Annotated in this window: 24 protein-coding genes; 3 read left to right on the top strand and 21 right to left on the bottom strand. The window is 62.4% G+C overall.

The genetic code is table 11. From position 1 onward, the window contains the following. Positions 1–222: 222 nt before the first annotated feature. Positions 223–2,568: a DNA translocase FtsK gene (locus tag G9X67_RS24905; protein WP_171599923.1), complete on the top strand. Its 2,346-nt coding sequence runs from the start codon at positions 223–225 to the stop codon at positions 2,566–2,568. 34 nt (positions 2,569–2,602) lie between these two features. Here the strand turns inward: G9X67_RS24905 and G9X67_RS24900 are convergent, their stop codons facing one another. From G9X67_RS24900 to phnG, 15 genes are all read right to left on the bottom strand, one after another. Further along, complete coding sequence (locus G9X67_RS24900; protein ID WP_171599922.1) at positions 2,603–3,106, bottom strand: GrpB family protein; 504 nt, start codon at positions 3,104–3,106, stop codon at positions 2,603–2,605. Positions 3,107–3,125: 19 nt separating this feature from the next. Then, on the bottom strand, positions 3,126–3,722 hold the full coding sequence (phnN, locus tag G9X67_RS24895; RefSeq protein ID WP_138332111.1) for a phosphonate metabolism protein/1,5-bisphosphokinase (PRPP-forming) PhnN: 597 nt from the start codon (positions 3,720–3,722) through the stop codon (positions 3,126–3,128). Next, positions 3,719–4,858, bottom strand: coding sequence for an alpha-D-ribose 1-methylphosphonate 5-triphosphate diphosphatase (locus G9X67_RS24890; RefSeq protein ID WP_138332112.1), 1,140 nt, complete (start codon positions 4,856–4,858; stop codon positions 3,719–3,721). Before G9X67_RS24890 ends, phnN begins: the two co-directional genes overlap by 4 nt. Positions 4,859–4,871: 13 nt before the next feature. Continuing rightward, positions 4,872–5,567, bottom strand: a complete 696-nt coding sequence (locus tag G9X67_RS24885) for a DUF1045 domain-containing protein (protein ID WP_138332113.1) — start codon at positions 5,565–5,567, stop codon at positions 4,872–4,874. A gap of 120 nt (positions 5,568–5,687) precedes the next feature. Then, a complete protein-coding gene (phnE, locus tag G9X67_RS24880; protein ID WP_171599921.1) occupies positions 5,688–7,040 on the bottom strand; it encodes a phosphonate ABC transporter, permease protein PhnE in 1,353 nt (450 codons plus the stop codon). Then, a complete protein-coding gene (gene phnE / locus G9X67_RS24875) occupies positions 7,040–8,020 on the bottom strand; it encodes a phosphonate ABC transporter, permease protein PhnE (protein ID WP_011649983.1) in 981 nt (326 codons plus the stop codon). The genes phnE (G9X67_RS24880) and phnE (G9X67_RS24875) overlap by 1 nt, the downstream gene beginning before the upstream one ends. A 69-nt stretch (positions 8,021–8,089) precedes the next feature. Then, on the bottom strand, positions 8,090–9,001 hold the full coding sequence (gene phnD, locus G9X67_RS24870; protein WP_171599920.1) for a phosphonate ABC transporter substrate-binding protein: 912 nt from the start codon (positions 8,999–9,001) through the stop codon (positions 8,090–8,092). A gap of 73 nt (positions 9,002–9,074) precedes the next feature. After that, positions 9,075–9,917 (bottom strand): phosphonate ABC transporter ATP-binding protein, encoded by an 843-nt coding sequence (gene phnC / locus G9X67_RS24865; protein WP_171599919.1) that lies wholly within the window; start codon positions 9,915–9,917, stop codon positions 9,075–9,077. A gap of 118 nt (positions 9,918–10,035) precedes the next feature. After that, positions 10,036–10,653 carry a DapH/DapD/GlmU-related protein gene (locus G9X67_RS24860; protein WP_171599918.1) on the bottom strand — a complete coding sequence of 206 codons (618 nt, stop codon included), beginning with the start codon at positions 10,651–10,653 and terminating at the stop codon, positions 10,036–10,038. Next, the gene (gene phnL, locus G9X67_RS24855; RefSeq protein ID WP_003544411.1) at positions 10,650–11,357 is read right to left on the bottom strand and encodes a phosphonate C-P lyase system protein PhnL; all 708 of its coding nucleotides are present in this window, start codon (positions 11,355–11,357) and stop codon (positions 10,650–10,652) included. The genes G9X67_RS24860 and phnL overlap by 4 nt, the downstream gene beginning before the upstream one ends. A 96-nt stretch (positions 11,358–11,453) precedes the next feature. Further along, on the bottom strand, positions 11,454–12,230 hold the full coding sequence (phnK, locus tag G9X67_RS24850) for a phosphonate C-P lyase system protein PhnK (RefSeq protein ID WP_003544413.1): 777 nt from the start codon (positions 12,228–12,230) through the stop codon (positions 11,454–11,456). Further along, positions 12,227–13,102, bottom strand: a complete 876-nt coding sequence (locus G9X67_RS24845) for an alpha-D-ribose 1-methylphosphonate 5-phosphate C-P-lyase PhnJ (protein WP_171599917.1) — start codon at positions 13,100–13,102, stop codon at positions 12,227–12,229. Before G9X67_RS24845 ends, phnK begins: the two co-directional genes overlap by 4 nt. After that, the gene (locus G9X67_RS24840; protein WP_138332118.1) at positions 13,099–14,205 is read right to left on the bottom strand and encodes a carbon-phosphorus lyase complex subunit PhnI; all 1,107 of its coding nucleotides are present in this window, start codon (positions 14,203–14,205) and stop codon (positions 13,099–13,101) included. The genes G9X67_RS24845 and G9X67_RS24840 overlap by 4 nt, the downstream gene beginning before the upstream one ends. Positions 14,206–14,209: 4 nt before the next feature. Then, complete coding sequence (gene phnH / locus G9X67_RS24835; protein ID WP_138332119.1) at positions 14,210–14,818, bottom strand: phosphonate C-P lyase system protein PhnH; 609 nt, start codon at positions 14,816–14,818, stop codon at positions 14,210–14,212. After that, positions 14,818–15,294 carry a phosphonate C-P lyase system protein PhnG gene (phnG, locus tag G9X67_RS24830; RefSeq protein ID WP_138332120.1) on the bottom strand — a complete coding sequence of 159 codons (477 nt, stop codon included), beginning with the start codon at positions 15,292–15,294 and terminating at the stop codon, positions 14,818–14,820. The genes phnH and phnG overlap by 1 nt, the downstream gene beginning before the upstream one ends. A 117-nt stretch (positions 15,295–15,411) precedes the next feature. On the opposite strand from phnG, the gene phnF reads away from it, so the two are divergent. Next, a complete protein-coding gene (gene phnF / locus G9X67_RS24825) occupies positions 15,412–16,149 on the top strand; it encodes a phosphonate metabolism transcriptional regulator PhnF (RefSeq protein WP_138332121.1) in 738 nt (245 codons plus the stop codon). Between the two features lie 39 nt (positions 16,150–16,188). On the opposite strand, the gene G9X67_RS24820 is transcribed toward phnF, so the two are convergent. The 6 genes from G9X67_RS24820 to mepA all read right to left on the bottom strand — a co-directional run bounded on the left by G9X67_RS24820 (position 16,189) and on the right by mepA (position 22,223). Next, positions 16,189–16,824: a 2,3-bisphosphoglycerate-dependent phosphoglycerate mutase gene (locus tag G9X67_RS24820; RefSeq protein ID WP_020052380.1), complete on the bottom strand. Its 636-nt coding sequence runs from the start codon at positions 16,822–16,824 to the stop codon at positions 16,189–16,191. Between the two features lie 21 nt (positions 16,825–16,845). Next, positions 16,846–17,670 carry a 4-hydroxy-tetrahydrodipicolinate reductase gene (gene dapB / locus G9X67_RS24815; protein ID WP_138332122.1) on the bottom strand — a complete coding sequence of 275 codons (825 nt, stop codon included), beginning with the start codon at positions 17,668–17,670 and terminating at the stop codon, positions 16,846–16,848. A 15-nt stretch (positions 17,671–17,685) separates the two neighbouring features. Next, positions 17,686–19,473, bottom strand: coding sequence for an ABC transporter ATP-binding protein (locus G9X67_RS24810; protein WP_138332123.1), 1,788 nt, complete (start codon positions 19,471–19,473; stop codon positions 17,686–17,688). 149 nt (positions 19,474–19,622) lie between these two features. Then, the gene (locus G9X67_RS24805; RefSeq protein ID WP_138332124.1) at positions 19,623–20,648 is read right to left on the bottom strand and encodes a glucokinase; all 1,026 of its coding nucleotides are present in this window, start codon (positions 20,646–20,648) and stop codon (positions 19,623–19,625) included. A 17-nt stretch (positions 20,649–20,665) separates the two neighbouring features. Beyond that, complete coding sequence (locus G9X67_RS24800; RefSeq protein WP_138332125.1) at positions 20,666–21,046, bottom strand: methylglyoxal synthase; 381 nt, start codon at positions 21,044–21,046, stop codon at positions 20,666–20,668. A 100-nt stretch (positions 21,047–21,146) separates the two neighbouring features. Next, on the bottom strand, positions 21,147–22,223 hold the full coding sequence (gene mepA, locus G9X67_RS24795) for a penicillin-insensitive murein endopeptidase (RefSeq protein ID WP_138332126.1): 1,077 nt from the start codon (positions 22,221–22,223) through the stop codon (positions 21,147–21,149). Between the two features lie 309 nt (positions 22,224–22,532). Here mepA and G9X67_RS24790 point away from each other — a divergent pair, with 309 nt between their 5' ends. Next, complete coding sequence (locus tag G9X67_RS24790; protein ID WP_138332127.1) at positions 22,533–24,365, top strand: extracellular solute-binding protein; 1,833 nt, start codon at positions 22,533–22,535, stop codon at positions 24,363–24,365. The last annotated feature ends 87 nt before the right edge of the window (positions 24,366–24,452 follow it).

Here is a 24,452-nt window from a genome sequence, read left to right as displayed (position 1 = left end):
AAAGCCTAAAGCGGCAGCAGCGAATCTGAAAAGATTGCGACGCGCTTTAGAGCACTTCCCCAAAAATCGCAAAGATTTTTCTCGCCACCAGAACTCATTGAAAGTGCAGCGATTTACCCAAAGGGGTCGTATCGGAACGATACGGCAGGAAGGAACTTATTAACCTTCCTTTTCTATCCCGGTAGGGTCGTAATTTACAAAGCATGAGTGAGTAGCGGACGCATGCGTTTTCCCAGAACCAATTTGACGGATGCCGGAGATTTTTCCAGCGAGATTGAAACGGACCTTCCGGAGGAGAACCCAGGGGAGAAGCCGGCGGCACCCATCTGGCAGAGCAACTTTTCCCTCGCCCCGAATGTCCGTTTCACCCGCACGCCGGAAACGCTGATCAGCAGGCGGCGCGCGCCGAATGAGCCCGTTCGCGATGATTCGCAGATTGGACAGCAGGCGATACGGATAGAGCCGGTTGCCGTCGATGTGCCGTTCGATATCTATCTGCCAGGGCCGGACGAAATTTCCGTAGCACCGCAGAGGGTCGAACTGCAGCAGTCACCTTTGCTTGACGAGCCCGGCGCGCCGGCTTTCCGCGCCAGCGCCGAGCTTTCTTCCATTTCGGATTTCGCCTTCTGGGAAGTCATGGCCTTCGAAGAGGCCGAGCCGGTTCGCGCGCCGCCGTTGATATCGTTCCCGAAGACCGAGACCTCGCCCGAATCGATCACGTCGCTGTTCCGGATCATGGAATGGCGCCCCGGCCGGCCGGCAACCGCTCCCGTCGCCTCCCGCCCGGCCCCGCAGCCCGCCGCGGTCTCCACGAAGGTTGCCGTGCGCCCTGCGGCCGCCCCGTCCTTGGAAAAGCCCAGGCGCATTATTGTCGAGGCACCGGTCATGCTGGCACCTCAGCCCGCGCCAGCCACTCAGGTCACGCCAACCCCTCAAATTGCATCAGCCCCTCAGACAGCACCAGCGCCGCAGCGCACGCCGCCCGTCGCCGCGGTTCTGCCGTCGCCGCGCCTGGCCGCGAGGCCCGAAAGGATCGACGCATCCGGCTATGAATTCCCGCCGCGCGCCCTGCTGCAGGAACCGCCGGAACGCCTCGGCGAGATCATGTCGCAGGAGACGCTGGAGCAGAATGCCGGGCTTCTGGAGAGCGTGCTGGAGGATTTCGGCATCAAGGGCGAGATTATCCATGTCCGTCCCGGCCCTGTCGTCACCCTCTACGAATTCGAGCCGGCGCCGGGCGTGAAATCGTCGCGCGTCATCGGCCTTGCCGATGATATCGCCCGCTCGATGTCGGCGCTTTCGGCCCGTGTTGCCGTCGTCCCCGGCCGCAACGTCATCGGCATCGAACTGCCGAATGTCACGCGTGAAACCGTTTATTTCCGTGAGATGATCGAGAGCCAGGATTTCGAGAAGAGCGGCTACAAGCTGGCGCTCGGCCTCGGCAAGACCATCGGCGGCGAGCCTGTCATTGCCGAGCTCGCCAAGATGCCGCATCTGCTCGTCGCCGGCACCACTGGTTCGGGCAAGTCGGTCGCCATCAACACGATGATCCTGTCGCTGCTCTACCGCATGACGCCGGAACAGTGCCGCCTCATCATGGTCGACCCGAAGATGCTCGAACTGTCCGTCTATGACGGCATCCCGCATCTGCTGACGCCAGTCGTCACCGATCCGAAGAAGGCGGTCATGGCGCTGAAATGGGCCGTGCGCGAAATGGAAGAGCGCTATCGCAAGATGTCGCGCCTCGGTGTCCGCAACATCGACGGTTACAACGACCGCGTCGCCCAGGCCCGCGAAAAGGGAGAGACCATCCATGTTATGGTCCAGGTCGGCTTCGACAAGGGCACCGGCACTCCGATCGAGGAAAGCCAGGCCCTGGACCTGACGCCGATGCCTTATATCGTCGTCATCGTCGACGAGATGGCCGACCTGATGATGGTCGCCGGCAAGGACATCGAAGGTGCGATCCAGCGCCTCGCCCAGATGGCGCGAGCCGCTGGCATCCATCTGATCATGGCGACACAGCGTCCGTCGGTCGACGTCATCACCGGTACGATCAAGGCAAACTTCCCGACCCGCATCTCCTTCCAGGTGACCTCGAAGATCGACAGCCGCACCATTCTCGGCGAACAGGGCGCCGAACAGCTGCTCGGTCAGGGAGATATGCTGCATATGCAGGGGGGCGGGCGGATTTCCCGCGTCCACGGTCCCTTCGTCTCGGATGTCGAAGTGGAAAAGGTCGTTGCTCATCTGAAGACCCAGGGCCGCCCCGAATATCTCGACACCGTCACCGCCGACGAGGAGGAAGAGACGGAAGAGGAAGAAGCCGGCGCCGTCTTCGACAAGAGCGCCATGGCTTCCGAGGATGGCAACGAGCTCTACGAGCAGGCGGTCAAGGTCGTCATGCGCGACAAAAAATGCTCGACCTCCTACATCCAGCGCCGCCTCGGCATCGGCTACAACCGCGCCGCCTCATTGGTGGAACGCATGGAAAAAGAAGGTCTCGTCGGCCCGGCCAATCACGTCGGCAAGCGCGAGATCGTATCGGGACGGGGCGACGGCGAGTAATCGCCGGCGGCCAAGGCGTCTGACGAATTGCTGTTTACATCCTCAAGGCAGCCAGCCGAACCGTCTCGCTGACAAACTCGGTCTTCCCGCCGGTATAAAAATCCCAATCGCCACCTGCCTCCGCAGCCAGCCGGCGTTTCAGATCGGCATAGGCCTTGGCCCTCTCGGGGTGATCCCTGAGATAATCGCGAAACAGAATGCGGTCCCGATGCGCGCGATTATTGGGCCCGCAAAGATGGAGCCTGAACCCATAACCGTCATGATCGCGGGTGAAGGCCCATCGTTGCTCTCCAGTATCGCCGTGGAAGACGAAGTCGGCAGCGCGCACGATCTCGATCGCCGCCGGCAGGAACGCGTCGGATATCATCATGGCATCGAGGTCGATCTTCGGCTTGGCCGGCAGGCCAGGCACCGATGTGCTGCCGATATGCTCGATGGAAAGCAGGCGCCCACTGAGCAGGATCGAGATCTCGGTGCTGATCTCGGCAAACAGCCGCGGCCAGGAAGGATCGTAGTCGACCACCTTGATGGCGCGCATGCCCTTCCTCTCGATCTGTTCAGGGCGCCTTGGTCAGCAATCCATCGAGGATCTCGATCATCTTCTGCTCGGCCTCTTCGAGCGAGCCGCTATTGTCGAGCTCCACCACGTCATATTCGCCGCGCACCGTCAGCGGTCCGCGGGCAAGCCGGGCCATGATATCTTCATGCGTCTCGCGTCCGCGCGCCTCCAGCCGACCGGCGAGCACTTCGGGGCGGGCGGTGACGTTGATGACTTTCAGCCGCGGGAAGGCGGCCTGGAAGCGGTGAAGCGCCGAGCGCGAGCCGTTAGCGACGACGACATGGCCTCTCGACAGCGCTACCGAAACCTCGGCCGGAATGCCGTATTTCAGGCCGTGCGCTTCCCACCAGACGGCGAAGGAGCCTGACTGCTCCATGGAGGCAAAACCTTCGAGGGAGACGGAAAGATGGTCTTCGCCGCCGGCGTCACGGTGACGGGTGATGACGCGGCGAACGAAATGCACATTGTCGCGGCCCTTGAAACGCCGGGCCGCGAGGTTCATCAGCGTGTCCTTGCCAGCACCGCTCGGTCCGACGACGACGACCATGATGCCGCGCTCGGCTCCGGCTCCGGGGTGGGGCTCGTGCGGCATCATGCGACACGGCGTCCCTGGCGCCAGACGGAGCGTGTCACCGGCACGCCGTGCGAACGATGGACGCGGACAAGATCGGCGCGCAGCCCCGTTGCGATCCGGCCGCGGTCATCGAGGCTGACGGTACGGGCGGGCGTCGACGTCACCATGGCGATCGCCTTCGGCAGGCTGATGCTCTCCACCTCGTCGGCGAGGATGAAGGGCGCATGCAGCAGGCTGAGCGGTACGTAGTCGGAGGAAAGCACGTCGAGCACGCCCATCTCGGCAAGGTCGCGGGCGGCGATATTGCCGGAATGTGACTTGCCGCGCACGATGTTCGGCGCCCCCATCAGCACGCTCATGCCATGTCCGTGCGAGGCCCGGGCGGCGTCGAAGCTGGTCGGGAACTCGGCCAGGCGCACCCCGTTGTCGATCGCCTCGTCGACATGGGAGAGCGTCGCGTCGTCATGGCTTGCCACGGTGATGCCGCGCTCGGCGCAAACCTTGGCGATGGCGTTGCGGTGCGGCGTCGAATTGCGCGCCGATTCTGCCTGACGCTTGGCGACGAAACGCGCGAAAGCCTCGTCGCTCAGGCCCCGCTTCTTCTGGTAGTAGAAAATATATTGATCCATCGTCTGGAATTGCCGCTGGCCGGGGGCGTGGTCCATCAGCGAGACGAGCCGCACATGCCGGTCGCTTTCGAAATCGGCGAAATGTTCGAGCACATTGTCGGCCGAGACCTCGCAGCGCAAGTGGAGCAAGTGCTCGGCGCGCAGCCTGCCTTCCTTCTCCGCCGACTGGATGGCATCGGCCATCTCGCGCATCTCGCCATGTTCGAAGCCGCCGTCCTCGTCCGCACCCATGCGCAGGCAGTCGAACACGGTGGTAATGCCTGATGTGACGATCTGGGCGTCATGCGCCTGGATCGCGGCGGTCTTGTTCCAGCGGATGCCGGGACGCGGCTGATAATGGCCTTCGAGATGGTCGGTGTGCAGCTCGACAAGGCCTGGAATGATGTAGTCGCCTTCAAAATCTTCGCCGGCTACCGAGTTACCCTCGGAGATGTCGGCGATCTTTCCATCGCGGATGAGGATCGAGCCCGAGAGGATGTCGTCCTCGAGAACGATGCGGGCGTTGGAAAACACGGTCTCTTTGCTCATGTCGTCAGGTCTTTCAGCTTTTGGCACCGGCAAGCGGCAGCCAGGAATGAACTTTGAACGGGGCGCCGCGCGTCTCCTCGATGAAGACGGCAAGGCCGGAAATCAAAAGCGGCCGGCCGGTGAAATCGGCAAAACGCTCGTTCAGGATCGCTTTCATCACCTGAGCACGTGTCTCGGGCACTTGGCCGCTCAGCGTCATGTGAAAGCCGAAATCCTCCATGACGTAAGGATAACCCCAGCGCTGCAGATGGGCGCGCTGGCTGTCGCTGAGCTTCTCCGGATTGCGCCGCGCCATGTCGGCTTCGGAAAGCGCTGCGCGGAACGGTTCGAACGACCTTACCACCTTCGCGGCGAAATCCTGAAGAGGTTGATGAAGAGAACCGGGAACGAGGGCAAAAAAACGGCCGAGTTGCCCAAGCACGAGTTCAGGAATCTCGAAGGCTTGCGTGCGCTGGGCAAAATCCTCGGCAACGGTCATGAGATCTTTCTCGGTGACGGAGGAGGCGAGCGAAAACGGTGCCTTGATCGTGGCGTGAAAGCCGTAGCGGCGGGGGTCGGCGGTGAGCTCGAACTGTTCTGCAGCACCCAGCTGCTCATATTCCGGTGCAGGATAAGTCTCGCCGGTGAAAGCATTGCGGCCGAGCCAGAGCGAGGCCGCGCCGGTCAGGGGATCATCCTTCGGCGGCGAGAAATAGAGAGCGTAGCGCAAGGCTTTTATCCTGGGGATCGTCCAAACGGGGGAGCGCACTGTGCAGTGATTTGGCGGCGAACCGCAAGCAGGCTCCCGGCTAAAAGATTTCCGTGACAGAATGATGATGGCGTCAGTTCGTCAGTGGCCCTTTTTTCCCATCACGCGCGAACGCAGCGCATTCGAGAGGTTGTCGAAGGCGAAGACCACGAGGAGGATTAGCAGGACCATATAGGCGACTTTGTCCCAGTCCGAATTGGTCTTCATGGATTCGAGCAGCTTGAGGCCAATGCCGCCCGCACCGACGGCGCCGATTACGGTTGCCGAGCGGGTATTCGATTCCCAGAAATAGAGCGATTGCGAGATGAACACCGGCAGGACCTGAGGGATGACGCCATAACGTTGGACGGCCACCGGTGCCGCACCGACCGATCTCACGCCCTCACGCTGCTTGTCGTCAATGTTCTCAAGCGCTTCGGCATAGACCTTTCCGAGCGCGCCTGTATCGGTGAAGAAGATCGCCGCGATGCCCGGAAGCGGCCCCGGGCCGAAGGCGCGGGTGAAGAACAACGCCCAGATCAGCATGTCGATCGAGCGCAGGAAATCGAAGAGCCGCTTCGTGCCCCAGTTCGCGGCGCGGCTACGCATGATGTTGCGCGCGGCGATGAAGGCAAGCGGGAAAGCGACCAGCGTGCCGAACAGCGTACCGATAAAGGCCATGACCAGCGTCTGCATCAACTTCGACAGGATGTCGCCATGCTGCCAGCTTGCGTTGTTCAGGAAGTTGTCCAACGCCAGCGAGGCATTGGACTGGTTCGGATCGAGCCGTTCGCCGGCGAACATCAGGCCGACGACCTCAGGCAGGCTGCGGCCCCAGAAGAGCGAATGCGTATCGAAGAAGAAGTTTGCCCAGCCGAGAAAGCGGCGCTGGACATAGACCTGGTTGGTACGGATTTCCGCCTGTCCCGCGAAGCCGTAATAGACGTTCACCTTGTTGTCGTCTTGCTCCATCTGGGCGGGCGCATTGGACGGCAGGGAGGCACGATCGCGGGTGATGGTCACGGGATAGAGTTTGCCGTCGATATAGACGTCGACTCGGCTCGGCGTCACTTCCATGCGGTTGCCGTCGCTGCCGAAGGTGACGGTGTATCGGCTGCTGTCGGCATTGGGCTTCAGCCAGTTGATATCGGCGCCCTCGGGATACTGGCGGCGGCTCGTCCATTGGGGGACGACCTGGTCGTTCTGGAAACGCAGGCGCGGCTGGGCGCGCCAGGAATACCAGTCCTGGACATAGATCGCCGCGCGGTCCCAGTTGCCGTTCACGAAGGTGGGGATGACGTTGAAGAAGGCGAAGCAGAAGGCAAGGTAAACGAAGACCGCAGCTGAAATGAGGAGCAGACCCCAGCGCTGCATGAAGCTGCGATGGAAGACGTCCGGATAGGCGGAAAGCAGTCGTTCGCGCTCGGCGGCGTTGATGGTCGGAACAGAGGACATCAGGCTGCTCCCTGTCCGAATTCGAAGGACTGCTTGCCGATCAGCCGGCGGCGCAGCCAGGCGGAGAACTGGTCGACACAAATGACGGTGATCAGCAGCAGGATGATGATCGCATAGGTCTTGGCAGCATGGTCGCGTCCGATCGACAGGCTGAAGACCTCGCCTATGCCGCCGCCACCGACGGCGCCGATAATAGTCGAGGCGCGCACGTTGATCTCAGTCCGCAGCAGCGTGTAGGAGACGAAGTTCGGCAACACCTGCGGCAGGATCGCGAAGCGCACGCGCTCCAGCCAGCCGGCGCCGGCAGCGCGCAGGCCTTCATCCGGCTTCATGTCGGCATTCTCGACGACTTCGAAGAACAGCTTCCCAAGTGCGCCGACAGTATGGACCCATACCGCGATGATCGCCGAAATCGGACCGATCGACAGGATCGCGGCGAGAAGACCGGCGACGACGATTTCCGGGAAGGCGCGCATGATTTCCATGATGCGCCGCACGACCCAGCGCGTCACGCCAGCACCGACCAGATTGGTGGAAGCGAAAAAGCAGAGCAAGAACGCCCCGCTCGCACCGAGAATGGTGGAGACGATGGCGATGTTGAGCGTGATCGCGAGCTGGTAGAAGAAATTCGGGATGTAGAAACTATCGGTGATCCAGACGCGGTCGCTTGTATAGTCGTATTTGATCGAACCGTCGGAGAAGGGCGACGGCAGGTCGAACATGGCGCGGAAGATCTCCAGCGGACTGTCCGGCACGAAGCTCTTCATGAAGTCGAAGAAATAGGGAAGGCGCTCGAAGAACTTGCCCGAATTGGCGCTGTTGGCGAAGTCGAGCGAGGCGCCGAGGATGATCAGGAAGACCACGATTGAAACGACGGTATAGATCCGCCGCGTTCGAACCTGGCTCTGATAATGATCGAGGATGGTGCGGGAGCCCTCCTGCAATCCGCTCAGAGAGTCCGCGCCGGCCGAGTGCGCCATATGTGGCTTCCTTCTTGAAAAAACGGCGGCATCATCATGATGCCGCCGCAAGACTGTTCAGACTGAGGATCAGCCGCCGATAACGGCCTTACGGGCGTCGATGATCGTCTGGTAGAAGCTCTGGTCGACCGGCGCCCAGTCAACGTAGCCGCCGCCCGTGAACGATTCGAAGCAGCTCTTGTCTGTCTTCGGCAGTTCGGCGAAGTAGGTGGTAACCTTCTTCTGGAGGTCGGCCGGCAGCTTCTGGGAAACCATCAGCGGACCGTTCGGGATGAGCGGCGACTTCCAGACTTCGACGATATCGTCCATGTCGAGCAGGCCCTTTGTGACCATCTGGTGCAGGTTGCCGGAGGAGTAGCCCTGCGTCCAATCGCCCTGACCGGAACCGAAGGTGGTACCGACGTCGAACTTTTTGTCGAGAACGCCGAGAACGAGGTTCTCGTGGCCGCCGCCGAAGCCGGTTTCAGAGAAGTACTGCTTGACTGGAGCGCCGGTGTCCTTCGGAAGGGCAACGTTAGGAACAAGGTAGCCGGAGGTAGAGTCCGGATCGGCGAAGCCGAGCTTCTTGCCCTTGGCGTCGGCGAGCGTCTTGATGCCGGAATCCTTGCGGGCAACCATGATCGAGTAGTAGCCGGTCGAACCGTCGGCCTGCTTGGTGGTCAGAACCGGGGTGACGGCGTTTGGATCCTTGATATAGATCGCGGCGTAAGAGGCGGCGCCCATGACGGCGAGGTCGATCGTGCCGCCAAGGAGGCCCTGGATGACGCCGTTGTAATTCGGCGATGGGAAGAGCTGAACTTCGGAAACGCCGGTGGCAGCGATCAGGCCCGGCTTGACGCACTCGGTGCGGCGAACCTGGTCGGCTTCGTTTTCACCGCCATCGAGACCGATGCGGAGGACCTTGACGTCCTGGGCAGCAGCATTGCCGGCGAGGGCGGCGACGGCGATCGTTGCCATCAGGATCTTGCGGAATGCAGACATGGAAGTCTCCTTTTGTGACATGGTTTGTTTGTCAGTTATTTTTCCGACCGTTGTCCCGTCGGCCGGAAACGGGTCAGTGCACGGCGGCTGCTTTGGCCACCCTGCCGGATGAGACATCCTCGGCGCGGCGCTTGGATTCGAGGCTGGTCGAGGTGAGCGTTTCGTCGATGCCGGCGCCGTCCTTGTCGGTCCCGTAGATTTCCTTCACCGCTTCGGCGGTCAGCTCCGAGGGCTGGCCGTCGAAGACGACGCGGCCGCCGGCCATGCCGACGATGCGCTCACAATAGTTGCGGGCGGTGTCGAGCGTGTGAAGGTTGGTGATGACGGTGATGCCCTCGCGCTCGTTGATATCGCGCAGCGCATCCATGACGATCTTGGCGTTCAGCGGATCGAGCGAGGCGATCGGCTCGTCGGCGAGAACCATTTTCGGGTTCTGCATCAGCGCCCGGGCGATCGCCACGCGCTGCTGCTGGCCACCGGAAAGCGTGCCGGCTGCCTGCAGCGCCGTCTGCTCGATGCCGAGACGTTCGAGTGCTGCGATGGCATGTACGCGTTCCTCGCGGGTGAAGATGTTGAGCAGGCTCAGAAGCGTCGAGCGGTGGTTGAGGCGGCCGAGCATGACATTGGTGAGAACGTCGAGGCGCGGCACCAGGTTGAACTGCTGGAAGATCATCGCGCAGTCGCGCTGCCAGTTGCGCAACGCCTTGCCGCGAAGCCCGGAGACCTCGACACCGGCGAAATGAACGGAGCCGGAGCTCGGCTCCTGAAGGCGGTTGATCATGCGCAGCAGCGTCGACTTGCCGGCGCCGGAGCGGCCGATGATGCCGACCATCTGGCCCTGGGGAATGGCAAGCGTGACGGAATCGACGGCGAGCTTTTTTCCGAAACGACGTGTGACATTCTTCAGCTCGAACATCATGCTCTTCCCTTGCGATCCAGGCCTTGGTCAGCATCGCATTAGTCTCGCTTGATGAACCTCGCATGTCATATTTGTGTAAGTCCTGTCACAATTCTTCGCCCCTATATCGGGGGTTTTAACCGCCGTAGCGGGACAGGAAATCTTCCGCGTCCAGGTTGCGAAAATCCTCGAGCGCCTGGCGCAGCCGGTCATGCTCCCAGTCCCACCACGAAAGCCTGTCCATCCGTTCGCCGACCTCTCTTGGAAAGCGCTCGCGAATGAGTTTGGCCGGTACGCCGCCAACGATCGTATAGGGCGCGACGTCCTTCGAGACGACGGCACCGGCTCCGATCACCGCGCCGTTGCCGATGTTGACGCCCGGCAGAATGGTCGCCCCGTGGCCGATCCAGGCGTCGTTGCCGATCGTCACGCGGTTTGAGCGCCGCCAGGCGAAGAAGTCCGTTTCCATGTCGCCGTCCGGCCAGTAGTCGGCGGCGCGGTAGGTGAAATGATGCAGTGTCGCGCGCCAGGTCGGATGGTTGGTGGCGTTGATGCGCACGGCGGCGGCGATATTGACGAACTTGCCGATCGTCGCACACCAGACGGAGCCATCCTGCATGATGTAGGAATAGTCGCCGAAACTGGCCTCGCTGATGCGGCAGCGTTCCGAGACCTCCGTATAGCGCCCGAAGGTGGATTCGCTGACGGTTGCCGTTTCATGAAAATAGGGCTCGATACCCAGCTTGCGGCTCATGCAGCGATCTTTCTGGGTGAGAACTGCTGGACGTCGAGGATGCGGTCGGCGACGGCTTCGCGCACTTCTTCGTCGTGGAAGATGCCGAGAAGGGCCACACCCGCCTTCTTCTTTTCCGCGATCATGCCGACGACGACGGCACGGTTCCTGGCATCGAGCGAGGCCGTAGGCTCGTCAAGAAGCAGGATCGTGTGCTCGGTGATGAAGCCGCGCGCGATATTGACGCGTTGCTGCTCGCCGCCAGAGAAGGTGGCGGGCGGAAGCTGCCAGAGCGTTTCCGGCAGATTGAGCCTGGCAAGCAGGGCGCCCGCCTTTTCCCGTGCCGTGACGGCGTCCTCGCCGCGTGCCACCAGCGGTTCGGCAACCACGTCGATCGCCGCGACGCGCGGCACGGTGCGCAGGAACTGGCTGACATAACCGAGTGTATTGCGGCGGACGTTGAGCACGGTGCGCGGATCGGTGGAGGCGAGATCGACGATGCGTCCGTCGTGGCGGATGAGGATCTGGCCGGTGTCGACGGCATAATTGCCGTAGATCATCTTGAGCAGCGAGCTCTTGCCGATGCCCGATGGGCCACCGAGCACGACGCATTCGCCCGATGCGACGGAGAAGGCGACATCGGAGACGACGGGTAGCTTGATGCCGTCGCGCAGATGCATGGTGAAGCTCTTCGAGACTTCGGAAACGACGAGAGGCGTTGCCATGATTTCTTCTTTCTAGGGCAATTCCAGGAAAAGTGTGAAGCGGTTTTCCGTCCAGAATTGCGCAAATACAAAAGGTTAGGCGGTTCTGCGCTTCCCTCAGACCTGCAGGATCGAGGAGACGAGCAGCTGCGTATAGGGTTCGCGCGGGTCGTCGAGCACGCGGTCGGTGAGCCCGTGTTCGATGACGTAGCCGTCCTTCATCACCATCATCCGATGCGAGAGAAGGCGGGCGACGGCAAGATCGTGGGTGACGATGATGGCCGAGAGACCGAGATCGTTGACGAGGCCACGCACGAGATCGAGCAGGCGCGCCTGAACCGAGACGTCGAGGCCGCCGGTCGGCTCGTCCATGAAGACGAGCCGTGGGCCGGTGACGAGGTTGCGGGCGATCTGCAATCGCTGGCGCATGCCGCCGGAAAAGGCGCGGGGCTGGTCGTCGATGCGGTCGGCGTCGATCTCGACGCGTTCGAGCCAGTCGATCGCCGAAGCGCGGATCTTGCCATAGTGCCGATCGCCGATCGCCATCAGCCGTTCACCGACATTGGCGCCGGCAGAAACGGTCATGCGCAGGCCGTCGGCCGGGTTCTGATGCACGAAGCCCCAATCGGTGCGCATCAGGAAACGCCGCTCGGCCTCGTTCATACGATAGAGGTCGCGGTAGCTGCCGTCGCGCATGTGATATTCGACGCTGCCGGTGCTCGGCAGCAGCCGGGTGGAAAGGCAGTTGAGCAGTGTCGTCTTGCCGGAGCCGGATTCACCGACGATGGCCAGCACCTCGCCGGGCCAGAGCTCGAAGGAGACGTCGCGGCAGCCGATGCGGTTGCCATAGAATTTCGAAACGTCGTGGACTTTGAGAAGCGGAGTATCGCTCATTCTGCAGCCTCCCGGGCCAGCATCTCGCCGGCATGGCCGTGTGCGCGGCGGTCTTCGCAATGATCGGTGTCGGAGCAGACGAACATGCGCCCGCCCTTGTCGTCGAGAACCACTTCGTCGAGATAGACTTCCTCGGCGCCGCAAAGGGCGCAGGGTTTATCGAAGCGCTGGATATCGAAGGGGTAATCCTCGAAATCCAGGCTGACGACGTCGGTATAGGGCGGAACCGCATAGATGCGCTTCTCGCGTCCGGCGCCGAAGAGCTGCAGCGCGTCCGACATGTGCATCTTCGGATTGTCGAATTTCGGCGTCGGCGACGGGTCCATGACATAGCGGCCATGGACCTTCACCGGATAGGCGTAAGTCCGCGAGATGCGGCCGTTATGGGCGATGTCCTCGTAGAGCTTCACATGCATGAGGCCGTATTCTTCGAGCGCATGCATTTTGCGGGTCTCGGTCTCGCGCGGCTCGAGGAAGCGCAGCGGCTCGGGGATCGGCACCTGGTAGACGAGCACCTGCCCGACCCCGAGCTTTTCTTCGGGAATGCGGTGGCGCGTCTGGATGATCGTCGCATCCTTGGTATGCGTCGTCACCGCGACATTGGCGACCTTCTGGAAGAAGGCGCGGATCGAAACGGCGTTGGTCGTGTCGTCGGCGCCCTGGTCGATGACCTTCAGCACGTCGTCCGGTCCGATGATCGAGGCCGTCACCTGCACCCCGCCGGTGCCCCAGCCATAGGGCATCGGCATTTCGCGTGAGGCGAAGGGCGCCTGGTAGCCGGGTATGGCAATTGCCTTCAGGATGGCCCGGCGGATCATCCGCTTCGTCTGTTCGTCGAGATAAGCGAAGTTGTAGCTGGCCAGATCGGTCATTCGGCGGCTTCCTTCATGTCTTCGCCACCTTTGCGGGCGGCTTCGAATTCACGGCGCATGCGGCGGACGAGATCGAGTTCGGCCTGGAAATCCACATAATGCGGAAGCTTCAGGTGCTCGACGAAGCCCGTCGCCTGGACGTTGTCGGAGTGCGAGATGACGAATTCCTCGTCCTGTGCCGGCGCGGTGATATCCTCGCCGAGCTCTTCGGCGCGAAGCGCCCGGTCGACCAGCGACATCGCCATCGCCTTGCGCTCGCTCTGGCCGAAGACCAGGCCGTAGCCGCGGGTGAATTGCGGCGGCGCCTTGGCCGACCCCTTGAACTGGTTGACCATCTGGCATTCGGTGATCTGGATCGTGCCGAGCGAGACGGCGAAACCGAGTTCCGGCACGTCGAATTCCACCTCGACGTCGCCGATGCGGATTTCACCAGTGAAGGGGTGGTTGCGGCCATAGCCGCGCTGGGTGGAATAACCGAGCGCCAGCAGGAAGCCCTCGTCGCCGCGGGCAAGCGCCTGCAGGCGCAGGTCGCGGGTCATCGGGAATTCCATCGGCTCGCGGGTCAGGTCGCCGATCTCGTGATCTTCCGGCATGTCGCCGTCGGCCTCGATCAGGCCCTCTTCGCCGAGAATCTCGGAGACGCGCATGACGCGGCCGATCTCGGCGGCGCGCTGAGTGGGTGTCTCGACCGCCTCGTCCGAAAGCAGCGAGGGATCGAGCAGGCGGTGGGTATAGTCGAAGGTAGGCCCAAGAAGCTGGCCGCCCGGCAGATCCTTGTAGGTCGCCGAGATGCGGCGTTCGATCGTCATATCAGCCGTGTCGAGCGGCTTCGAATAGCCGAAACGCGGCAGCGTCGTGCGGTAGGCGCGCAGCAGGAAGATCGCCTCGATCATGTCGCCCCGCGATTGGCGGATGGCAAGTGCTGCGAGCGTGCGGTCGAAAAGCGAAGCCTCGGCCATGACGCGGTCGACGGCGAGCGCCAGCTGCGCCACGATCTGTTCGATACCGATCGCCGGCAGCGAACGGTCGCCGCGGCGGCGGTCGGCCAGCAGGCGGTGGGCATTGGCAATGGCGGCCTCGCCACCCTTAACGGCAACATACATGAGCTCAGATCTCCGTTGCTGTGATCTTGGTGGTGCGCGGCAGGCAGAGGAAACGCTTGCCCGCCGTCAGCACGATGTCGACGCCGCGCGGAAAGAGCGCGCGGTTCTCGGTCCAGAGCCGCAGGAAGGTCTCCGGCAGGCCGATAGGCGCGATCTCCGCCACGCTCTGGATGCCGGGACCCATCAGCGCCAGCCTGCGGCCGCCTTCGAGTTCGGCGAGTTCGATGATGAGGGTCGTCGAGCGGTCGGGATATTCCTGCGTACCTGATGCAAAGAGGCCGAAGGAGGAAAGTGCGGTGCCGGCTTCGGTGAAGGCAAAGCGCGCTTCGGCCTTTTCGGTGGTCAACGGCGCGCCGGTATGGAAGCCGAACCACTCCGGCACGGCGGATCTCGCCAGTCCCTGGGAAAGCCAGACGGGTGTGTCGTGGTCGCAAAGCGTCAGCGCGATCGTGCCGGCGGCGATGCCGAGCGGTGCCGGCGGAGCGACGTCGGGCTGAACGGTCTGGATCGTGCCGGGGCGGGCCATGCCGTCCATCAGCATCTTGAAGACGCTCTGGGCATGGAAGACCGGCTCGGCAAAGCCGCCGGTCAGAGCTTCTGTGTTCAGGCCCATCAGTTGTCTCCCCGCACCATGGTGAAGAAATCGACGCGGGTTGCCGCCGTCTCGTCCGCCTTGCGGCGTTCGGCATCGGCGATCCGCTCAGTGATCGGTAAAAGCAGGGCCTGTTCGACGAAATCCTTCGTCGCTTCCTCCTGCCAGAGCGCGTCGAAGATCGCCGCAAGCCTGGCCTTTTCGCGATCGGTGCCGAGCGCCTGTGCATGACCGACCGAGCCGGTGCCGAGCCGGACCGTCGCCCGCGTCACGGTCACTTCGCCGAGATTGAAGGGAGCGCCGCCGCCGCCGATGCGTCCGCGCACCATCACCAGCCCGGTCTCCGGTCCGCGCACCTGATGGGCCACAGGCTTTTCCGGCAGCGCATCGAAGGCCGCTGAGAGTTCGCTGCGTTCCGCACGCGCCAGCAGATCGGCGGCGCGTTTACGCCCGGATGCCGTCTGTGACGCAGCGTCTGTCCTGTCCGCTGATATCATCGCCGCTTCCCTTAAAATGTCTATTGATATAGACAACCATACAAGATACACTTAGCTCTAAATCGATGTCGTGACAAGCGTGTGACATCGTGAGTTAAATGGGCGGGCAGGGGTGGAATGGCGGGATTGAAGCAGGTGCAAAGGCAGACCGGCGTGGCGCTCTGGCGCCAGATCGCCGATCGGATTCGCGAGGCGATCAGCAGCGGAACCTATGACGAAACGGGAATGGTGCCGCCGGAAACCGTGCTGGCGCAGCAATTCGGCGTCAACCGGCATACGGTGCGCAGTGCGCTGGCGGCATTGGCGCAGGAGGGGATCGTCCGTGCGGTACAAGGTCGCGGCACGCTGATCGAGCGCAAGGAGCGGCTGAATTTCCCGATCACCAGGCGCACGCGCTTCACCGCCGGCATTGGCGATCAAGCGCGTGAAATGCGCGGCTTGCTGCTCAATGAGGCGAAGGAGGAGGCGAGTGCCGAGATCGCCCGCTGGCTGGGCCTGAAGCCGGGAGAACAGGTGATCCGCCTGGAAACATTGCGCCAGGCAGACAAGCGCCCGGTTTCAAGGGCGACGAGCTGGTTTCCCGCCAAGCGCTTTGCCGGTATCGGTGAGGCTTACCGGAACGCGGAATCGATCACCAAGGCTTTCGCCGAACTCGGCCTGCCGGATTATGTCCGGGCGACGACCGAGGTAACGGCCGCCCATGCGAGTGCAGCCGATATGGCCGACCTCGAACTCACTCCCGGTGCCATCCTTCTGATCGCCAAGGCGATGAATACCGATCTTGAGGGTGTGCCGGTGCAATATTCGATCAGCCGCTTCGCGGCCGACCGGGTCCAGTTCACCATCGAGAACTGAGCGCCTTTCCCCGCCGAAGCGGGGAAAGATCAGCTGAGATCAATGCGCGCCCGACATGTCGCCGAGCACTTCCTTGGAAGCGACGGTGGAATCCGCCTTCAGCGTGTAGACCATCGGCACGCCGGTCGCGAGATTGAGGGCGAGCACACCTTCTTTGCTCAGCTTGTCGAGCACCATGACAAGCGAGCGCAGCGAATTGCCGTGCGCGGCAACCAGCACCTTCTCGCCCCTGAGCACGCGCGGCAGGATTTCTGTGAGGTAGTAGGGCCAGACGCGGGCGCCGGTGTCGCGCAGGCTTTCACCGCCGGGAGGCGGCACGTCATAGGAGCGGCGCCAGATATGCACCTGTTCCTCGCCCCATTTGGCGCGTGCATCGTCCTTGTTGAGGCCGGAGAGGTCGCCGTAGTCGCGCTCGTTCAGCGCCTGGTCGCGGATCGTCAGGAGATCGGGCTGGCCGACCTTGTCGAGGATGAGCTTCAGCGTGTGCTGCGCGCGCACCAGCACCGAGGTATAGGCGACGTCGAATTTGATCCCGTATTCGGCGAGCGCCGCCCCGCCTGCATTGGCTTCCTGGACGCCGAGCTCGGTCAGATCGGGATCCTTCCAGCCGGTGAAGAGATTCTTCAGGTTCCAGTCACTCTGGCCGTGGCGAACGAGGACGAGGGTACCGCTCATGAATATGCCTCCGTAGTATCGTTATGAGGAAGTGAGCCCGAGCACGTCGAGCATGGAATAGAGACCCGGCTTCTTGTCGCGCGCCCAAAGCGCCGCCTTGATGGCGCCGCGCGCAAATATCGAGCGATCGGCCGCACTGTGCGACAGGGTGACGACTTCACCCTCGCCGGCAAAAAGCACGGAATGCTCGCCGATGACCGAGCCGCCGCGCAGCGTCGCAAAGCCGATGGTGCCCGCTTCGCGGGCGCCGGTATGGCCGTCGCGCACTCGGACCGATTGCGAGGCAAGATCGATGCCGCGCCCCTTTGCCGCAGCCTCGCCGATGAGAAGAGCAGTGCCGGACGGCGCATCCACCTTGTGCTTGTGGTGCATTTCCAGGATCTCGATATCCCAGTCATCAGGATCGAGCGCACGCGCTGCCTGCTCTGCGAGCACGCTGAGCAGATTGACCCCGAGGCTCATATTGCCCGACTTGACGATGCGGGCATGGCGGGCCGCCGCCGCGATCTTGGCATTGTCGTCGGGTAAACAGCCCGTCGTGCCGATGACATGGACGATGCGGGCCTGCGCGGCGAGGCCTGAGAATTCCACTGTTGCAGCAGGCGAGGTGAAGTCGAGCACGCCTTCGGCATCGAGAAAGGCGTTGAGCGGATCGTCGCCGATGATGACACCGGTCGGGCCGAGACCGGCGATTTCGCCGGCATCCTTGCCGATAAAGGGCGAGCCGGCGCGCTCGACCGCGGCATGCAGCCTGACGCCTTCGATCGAATGAATGAGCCGGATCAGCGTCTGCCCCATGCGTCCTGCTGCGCCAACCACCACCAGTTTCATCGCAGCATCGCTCATGTCAGTCTCACCAGGTCAGTTTGAATCGGAGGCCGAAGGCCTCTGCAGGTTGTTGAGGCGAGCGTAAAGACCGTCGCTGACCTTCGCAAGCGTCTCGTGATTGCCTTCCTCGACGACGCGGCCCTGCTGCATGACGACGATCTTGTCGGCCCGCACCACGGTCGAAAGCCGATGGGCGATGACGACGACTGTGCGTCCGCTCATCGCTTCGTCGAGCGCCTTCTGGACGGCTGCTTCGGATTCGGTGTCGAGAGCCGAGGTCGCCTCATCGAGAAGCAGGATCGGCGCATTGCGCACCAAAGCGCGTGCGATCGACAGCCGCTGGCGCTGGCCGCCCGAAAGCGTCACACCGTTTTCGCCGACCGCCGTCTCATAACCCTGCGGCTGCGCCGAGATGAAGTCATGCGCATAGGCAAGCCGGGCGGCCTCTTCCACCTCGGCATCAGTCGCTTCCGGCCGGCCATAGCGGATATTGTCGCGGATCGTGCCCTCGAACAGATAGGGCTGCTGCGAGACATAGGCGAGTTGCTGGCGCAACGACTTCTTGGTAATGTGGGCGATGTCCTGTCCGTCGATCAGGATTTCGCCCTCGCGCGGATCGTAGAAGCGCGGAATGAGGCTGATCACGGTGGATTTGCCGGCGCCAGAGGGGCCGACCAGCGCTGTGGTCGCGCCGCCCTCGGCAATGAAACTGACGCCACTGAGCACGCTCTCATTGCCGTAGGCGAAGGACACATTGCGGAATTCGATCCTTGCCTGCGTCACCGTCAGCGGCCGGGCATCCGGCAGGTCCCGCTGGCGCGGTTCCATGTCGAGCAGTTCATAGATCATCCGCGCATTGACGACGGCGCGCTCCATCTGCACCTGCAGGCGGGCAAGCCGGCGGGCCGGGTCATAGGCAAGCAGCAGCGCCGTGACGAAGGAGAAGAAGGCGCCAGGCGGCACATTGAAGTAGATCGAGCGGTAGGCCGCATAGGCAAGCACGCTGGCAACGGCAAAGCCCGCGAAACTTTCCGTCAGAGGAGAGGTGCGTTCGGAAAGCCGGGCTATCCGGTTCGCCCGGCTTTCGGCGCCCTTGATGAGTTTGTTGACCTTGCGCTCCAACTCTTCTTCCATCGTGAAGGCTTTCACGATGGCGATGCCCTGGATCGTCTCCTGCATGGCGCCGAGAACGTGGCTGTTCAGATGCACTGCCTCGCGGGTCGCCGAGCGCAGCCGCTTGGAAACATAGCGCAGTGCATAGAGCAGCGGCGGCGCCATGATGAACACGGCAAGGCTGAGCAGCGGATCCTGGATGATCATCACGGCGAGCAGCGAAACGAAGGTCAGCAGGTCGCGCACCGTCGAGGTGATCGTCAGATTGAGCACGTCGCGGATGCCGCTGACATTCTGGCTCACCTGCGCGGCGATATGGGCCGAGCGCGCCTCGCTGAAGAAGCCGACCGAAAGCGTCATCAGATGCGCATAGAGTCGGCGCTGGTAGCGCGCGACGATATCGTTGCCGACCCTGGACAGCGCCACCGCCTGGCCATAGCTCGCAAAGCCGCGCAGCACGAAGGCGATGAAGATCGAAAGACAGATGATCCAGACGACGTCGGCGCGCCGGTTGGCGAAGGCCTCGTCGATGATCGCCCGCATGATCCAGGCGGTGAACGCCGTCGAAAGCGCCACCACGATGAGGCAGGCAATCGCAAAGACATAGCCCCAGAGATGGTCCCGGCCGTTTTCAGCGATGATGCGCTTCAGGATGCCGGTTACGGTATCGCTGCTGACGCTCTGCGTTCTGCTTTCCGCCGCTTCCAAAAATGAGGTTTCCTGTCTCGGACCAAGCGCCCCGCGAAGGCGACGCGCACATTTGCCGGGGTCTATAAAGAGTTGGGACCGGTTTGGCTAGAGCGCCGCGCGCCCGGATAGGACGCGCCAAGGACGCTCTATTTGCTTTGCGTGCGGGCCTAGCGCCGCCAGCGGCGGCCTTCCGTCGAGACACCGAAATTCGCCGGCATGCGCGCATAGGAGGAAAGCCCGGCAAGCGCTGCCAGCGGATGTGTCACCACATAGGTCGGGATGGTGCGAAGCAGCGCCGTATGCGGCGCCTTGTCCTCGAAGGCGATGCGGAATTCCGGCTTCTTCAGCGCCGGGATGATCTTCTGCGAGATGCCGCCGGAGAGATAGACGCCGCCGCGCGCCATGAACACCATCGCCATGTCGCCCGCCACGCGGCCGAGATAGGTGGCAAACAGCGAGACGGTCTCTACGGCCGCCTTGTCGCTGCCGGCAAGCGCGTGCGAGGTGATGTCGGCGGGATCCTTCATCGTCGGCTCGATGCCGTCGACCACGCAGATGGCGTGATAGAGGTTGACGAGGCCGCGCCCGCAGAGGATCTGCTCGGCCGAAACGCGGCCTTCGATCGTCTCGATATGCGGGAAGATGTCATAATCGCGCTTGCTGCGCGGCCCTAGATCGACATGGCCGCCTTCGCCGGGAACCGGGATCCAGCTGTGCTGGGCATGCACGAGCCCGCCGACGCCGAGGCCGGTGCCTGGTCCCAGTACGACGCGGGAGGCGATCATGTCGCCGGTAGCGTCGCCGATCCGTTCGCGATTTTCATCCGAAAGCGCGGCGATTGCCAACGCCTGCGCCTCGAAATCGTTGACGACGAGCACATCCTCCATGCCGAGGCCCTGGATCATCGTCTTCGGTCGCACCACCCAGTCGCAATTGGTCAGCGGGATCTCGTCGTCGTTGATCGGGCCGGCGACGGCGAGGATCGCCGAGCGCGGCTGCACGGCGGTCTTGTCGAGCACGCCTTGCTGGATCGCCTCGTCGATCGTGGCGAAATCCGCCGTGCGCACGTTCGGAAACTGCTTCGGCTCGGCATAGGCATCGGTCAGGATGGAGAAGCGGGCATTCGTGCCGCCGATATCGCCGATCAGGATCGGGAAAGGCTGCGGAGCGGTGCTGTTGTTCGGTTTTGGCATGGCCGGTTCCGTGCTGATCAGGCTTCGAGTGTGGGAAGAAGTTTTATAGCGGTCGCGTGGTTGAGCGCCATCGGAATATCGTAGACGATCGCCAGCCGCATCAGCGCCTTCACGTCGACATCGTGCGGCATCGGCGTCAAGGGATCGACAAAGAAGATCAGGGCGTCGACCTCGCCGGTCGAAATCAGCGCGCCGATTTGCTGGTCGCCGCCGAGCGGTCCGCTTTTCAGCCTCGTAACGTTGAGGTCGGGGACGGCGTCGAGCACGCGCCCGCCGGTGGTGCCGGTGGCGACGATCTTCCAATGGGAGAGAATGTCCCTGTTGGCGCGGGCGAAATCCGCTATGTCGTCTTTCTTCTGGTCATGCGCAATCAATGCAAGGCATTTGCCGCCGGCCATCAACCCCTCCGCCCGAGAAATTCAATCGATTTGACCGCTTTATACCAAGAATTTGCGATTTGAAAGACAGCGGATCCCGGCCCCTGTCCCAGGACCTCGATCATTGTATCGCCGGCTTGTCGTTCGGAACCGGGCCGACATCGGGCAAGGCGCCGTCGGCGTCGGCGGCAGGCGCTGCGGCCGGAGCGGCGGTGAGCGCGCTTGCGGCGGAAGGTCCGCCATAGGTGGCGGCCTGCATCGAGGCGACGGAAGCAGCATCGAGCACGGCGGCGCAGGCCTTGGGCAGGTCGGAGACCATCATCTCGCGCGGCGGCTTCGGCGGCTTGGCGCCGGGCTTCGGCGGTTTTGGCGGTGCCCAGGGCGCCGGCGTGAACCACCAGGCGAGCGACTTGTCGCAGCCGTCGCCGGCAACGACTGGGGCCTGCGGCGTGCATCCCTTGGCACCGGGCGGGCATTTGATGCGGATGTGGAAATGCGAGTCATGGCCGTATTCCGGCCGGAGCTTGCCGAGATTGGTGCGGTCGCCGGTCCAGGTGTCGCACATCTTCTTCTTGATCGCCGGATTGACGAAGATACGCTCCACCTCGGGATAGCTTGCCGCCAGCATCAGCAGCCGCGCGTGCGATTGCGTCCAAACCTTGGGGTCGACGGTCAGGAACTTGCCCTTCTGCAGCATAGTGGTGAAGGGCAGATCCTGACGCTCCTCGGCCGTCATGCGGCGCGTGGGCATCGGCGTAAACCAGATGTCGGCATCAAGGCCGATCTGGTGCGAGGCATGGCCGTTCAGCATCGGCCCGCCACGCGGCTGCGCAATGTCGCCGACGAGAATGCCCGGCCAGCCGGCATATTTGACCCCGTCCTGCGAAAGACGTTCGAGCAGCGCGATCATCGCCGGATTGCCCCAGCGGCGATTGCGCGAAAGCCGCATCGCCTGCCAGGTCGGCCCGTCGGTCGGCAGCGCCACCGCACCCGTCATGCAGCCCTTTGCGTAAAAGCCGATCGGCTGTGCCGGTCCCTGCGTCGGCAGGCCGACGGCGCCGAACTGCCCCTTGGCGCTGCCCGGGCTCGGCGTCTTCTGCTGGGCACCGACGTCGCCGGCGGCAAGGCTTGCGCCGATTGCGCCGGCAAGCGTCAGTTTGCCGAATGTCCTGAAAGCCTGAGCGAAGCCGAAAGCCATACTATTCCCTTGAGCCGCTGCCGAAGTGATTTGCGATCGAACCTATCGTGAAAAGCAACTTTGGTGAATCGATGTTTTGGCTGGCGACGCGGGCAAGCGGCGGTGACCGATTGCCGCATCATCGTCGCCGCCTACGATCCCTCGTCGCAGAGTTGCCCCGCATGGCGCCAAGCTGGCTCGAAGAGCCGACGCCTTGACACGGACCCACGGCTCAAAATTTCGCGCGCCCGGCAAAAACCAAACTCTCTCCTGTTTTTCGCCCGTATTTTTCGTATTGTCGAACCCATCAATAATCAGGGGAAAGCGTGAATGGCGGCTCTGTGGTCGAAGATCGGTTTGTTTCTATCGCTTGCGGGTGCCTTGGCGCCAATGACGGCAACGGCTCAGGATCAGCCGTTTCTGATCGGGAGCTCGGTCATCAGCGAGATGAAGTACAAGCCGGGCTTTGCGCACTTCGACTACGTCAATCCCGATGCACCGAAAGGCGGAGACCTGCGCCTCTCCGCAAGCGGCGCCTTCGACACCTTCAACCCGCTGCTCGCTAAAGGCCAGGCGGCAGTGGGCTTGACGCTCGTTTACGACACGCTGATGAAGCCCGCCGACGACGAGCTGCTCGTCTCCTACGGTCTGCTTGCCGAGGGATTGTCTTTTCCCAACGACGTCTCGAGCGCGACCTTCCGCCTGCGCAAGGAAGCGAAATGGGCGGATGGTCAGCCGGTCACGCCCGAGGATGTCATCTTCAGTCTGGATAAGACGAAGGAATTAAATCCCCTCACGGCGAACTATTACCGCCACGTCGCGAAGGCCGAAAAGACCGGCGACCGCGACGTCACCTTCACCTTCGACGAGAAGAACAACCGGGAGCTCCCGAATATTCTCGGCCAGTTGGTGGTCGTGCCGAAACATTGGTGGGAGGGGCAGGGACCGGACGGCAAGCCACGCGATATTTCAAAGACGACGCTCGAGCCCGTGATGGGTTCGGGACCCTACAAGATTGCTTCCTTCTCGCCAGGCGCGACAATCCGCTATGAACTACGCGACGACTATTGGGGCAAGGACCTCAATGTGAATGTCGGCCAGAACAATTTCCGCAACGTCAACTACACCTATTTCGGTGATCGGGATGTCGAGTTCGAGGCCTTTCGCGCCGGCAACAGCGACTACTGGCAGGAAACCACGGCTGCCCGCTGGGCGACGGGATATGATTTTCCCGCAGTGAAGGAAGGACGTGTCAAGAAAGAGGAGGTTGCAAACCCGCTGCGCGCCACCGGCATCATGCAGGCTCTCGTGCCCAACATGCGACGTGACCTCTTCAAGGACATCAGGGTCCGCGAGGCGCTGAACTATGGTCTGGATTTTGAGGAACTGAACCGCACGGTTGCCTTTAACAGTTACAAACGCATCGACAGCTATTTCTGGAATACCGAACTCGCCTCCTCCGGCCTGCCGCAGGGTAGAGAACTGGAAATTCTGCAGGGCATGAAGGATAAGGTGCCGGCAGAAATCTTCACCACGCCCTATACCAATCCCGTCGGCGGCGATCCGCAGAAGAGCCGCGATAACCTTCGCAAGGCGATTGCGCTTTTCAAAGAAGCCGGCTGGGAGCTTAAGGGCAATCGCATGGTCAATACCAAGACCGGCCAGCCGATGAGTTTCGAGATCCTGTTGTCGAGCCCCATGTTGGAGCGCTGGGCGGTGCCTTATGCCAACAATCTCAGGAAAATCGGCATAGATGCGCGGATCCGGACAGTCGACGCGTCGCAGTCTGTCAACCGTGAACGCAGCTTCGACTACGATATGATCTGGAATGTCTGGGCGGAGACCATGAATCCGGGCAACGAACAAGCCGACTATTGGGGATCTGGTTCGGTCAATCAGCAGGGTTCCCGCAATTATGCCGGCATAGCCAACCAAGCCGTTGATGAGCTCATTCGCATGATTATCTTCGCGCCGAACCGCGACGAGCAGATCGCAGCAATCAAGGCCATGGATCGGGTCTTGCTTGCAAATCACTACGTCATCCCGCTGTTCTACCGCGATACTTATAACATCGCCTATTGGAACACGGTCACGCATCCGGCCGAGTTTCCGGCCTACAGCCTTGGCTTCCCCGATGCTTGGTGGTCGACCTCGGTAAAATGAGCGGGCTTGCAATGCAGGGGCCCTCGGCTCCAAATGGCACGAGCGAATCACGACAAGCCGGCAGGGCCGGCAAGGGAAGGCTGGCGG

Source organism: Rhizobium sp. WYCCWR 11152, from assembly GCF_013087615.1.
Classification (GTDB): domain Bacteria; phylum Pseudomonadota; class Alphaproteobacteria; order Rhizobiales; family Rhizobiaceae; genus Rhizobium; species Rhizobium indicum.
Note: the sequence above shows the minus strand (reverse complement) of the source record. Positions and strands in the feature narration are given on the sequence as shown.

Coding starts and splice junctions, on each gene's coding strand:
- phnE (WP_171599921.1), bottom strand. CDS start 7,040: ATGTCCTCTGTTCCGACCATCAACGCCGCCGAGCGCGAACGACTGCTT.
- phnE (WP_011649983.1), bottom strand. CDS start 8,020: ATGGCGCACTCGGCCGGCGCGGACTCTCTGAGCGGATTGCAGGAGGGC.
- G9X67_RS24905 (WP_171599923.1), top strand. CDS start 223: ATGCGTTTTCCCAGAACCAATTTGACGGATGCCGGAGATTTTTCCAGC.
- phnG (WP_138332120.1), bottom strand. CDS start 15,294: ATGATATCAGCGGACAGGACAGACGCTGCGTCACAGACGGCATCCGGG.
- phnD (WP_171599920.1), bottom strand. CDS start 9,001: ATGTCTGCATTCCGCAAGATCCTGATGGCAACGATCGCCGTCGCCGCC.
- phnF (WP_138332121.1), top strand. CDS start 15,412: ATGGCGGGATTGAAGCAGGTGCAAAGGCAGACCGGCGTGGCGCTCTGG.
- phnL (WP_003544411.1), bottom strand. CDS start 11,357: ATGGCAACGCCTCTCGTCGTTTCCGAAGTCTCGAAGAGCTTCACCATG.
- G9X67_RS24860 (WP_171599918.1), bottom strand. CDS start 10,653: ATGAGCCGCAAGCTGGGTATCGAGCCCTATTTTCATGAAACGGCAACC.
- G9X67_RS24790 (WP_138332127.1), top strand. CDS start 22,533: ATGGCGGCTCTGTGGTCGAAGATCGGTTTGTTTCTATCGCTTGCGGGT.
- G9X67_RS24805 (WP_138332124.1), bottom strand. CDS start 20,648: ATGCCAAAACCGAACAACAGCACCGCTCCGCAGCCTTTCCCGATCCTG.
- phnK (WP_003544413.1), bottom strand. CDS start 12,230: ATGAGCGATACTCCGCTTCTCAAAGTCCACGACGTTTCGAAATTCTAT.
- G9X67_RS24840 (WP_138332118.1), bottom strand. CDS start 14,205: ATGTATGTTGCCGTTAAGGGTGGCGAGGCCGCCATTGCCAATGCCCAC.
- G9X67_RS24800 (WP_138332125.1), bottom strand. CDS start 21,046: ATGGCCGGCGGCAAATGCCTTGCATTGATTGCGCATGACCAGAAGAAA.
- mepA (WP_138332126.1), bottom strand. CDS start 22,223: ATGGCTTTCGGCTTCGCTCAGGCTTTCAGGACATTCGGCAAACTGACG.
- G9X67_RS24845 (WP_171599917.1), bottom strand. CDS start 13,102: ATGACCGATCTGGCCAGCTACAACTTCGCTTATCTCGACGAACAGACG.
- G9X67_RS24820 (WP_020052380.1), bottom strand. CDS start 16,824: ATGAGCGGTACCCTCGTCCTCGTTCGCCACGGCCAGAGTGACTGGAAC.
- phnC (WP_171599919.1), bottom strand. CDS start 9,917: ATGTTCGAGCTGAAGAATGTCACACGTCGTTTCGGAAAAAAGCTCGCC.
- G9X67_RS24890 (WP_138332112.1), bottom strand. CDS start 4,858: ATGAGCAAAGAGACCGTGTTTTCCAACGCCCGCATCGTTCTCGAGGAC.
- dapB (WP_138332122.1), bottom strand. CDS start 17,670: ATGAGCGATGCTGCGATGAAACTGGTGGTGGTTGGCGCAGCAGGACGC.
- G9X67_RS24900 (WP_171599922.1), bottom strand. CDS start 3,106: ATGCGCGCCATCAAGGTGGTCGACTACGATCCTTCCTGGCCGCGGCTG.
- phnH (WP_138332119.1), bottom strand. CDS start 14,818: ATGGGCCTGAACACAGAAGCTCTGACCGGCGGCTTTGCCGAGCCGGTC.
- phnN (WP_138332111.1), bottom strand. CDS start 3,722: ATGATGCCGCACGAGCCCCACCCCGGAGCCGGAGCCGAGCGCGGCATC.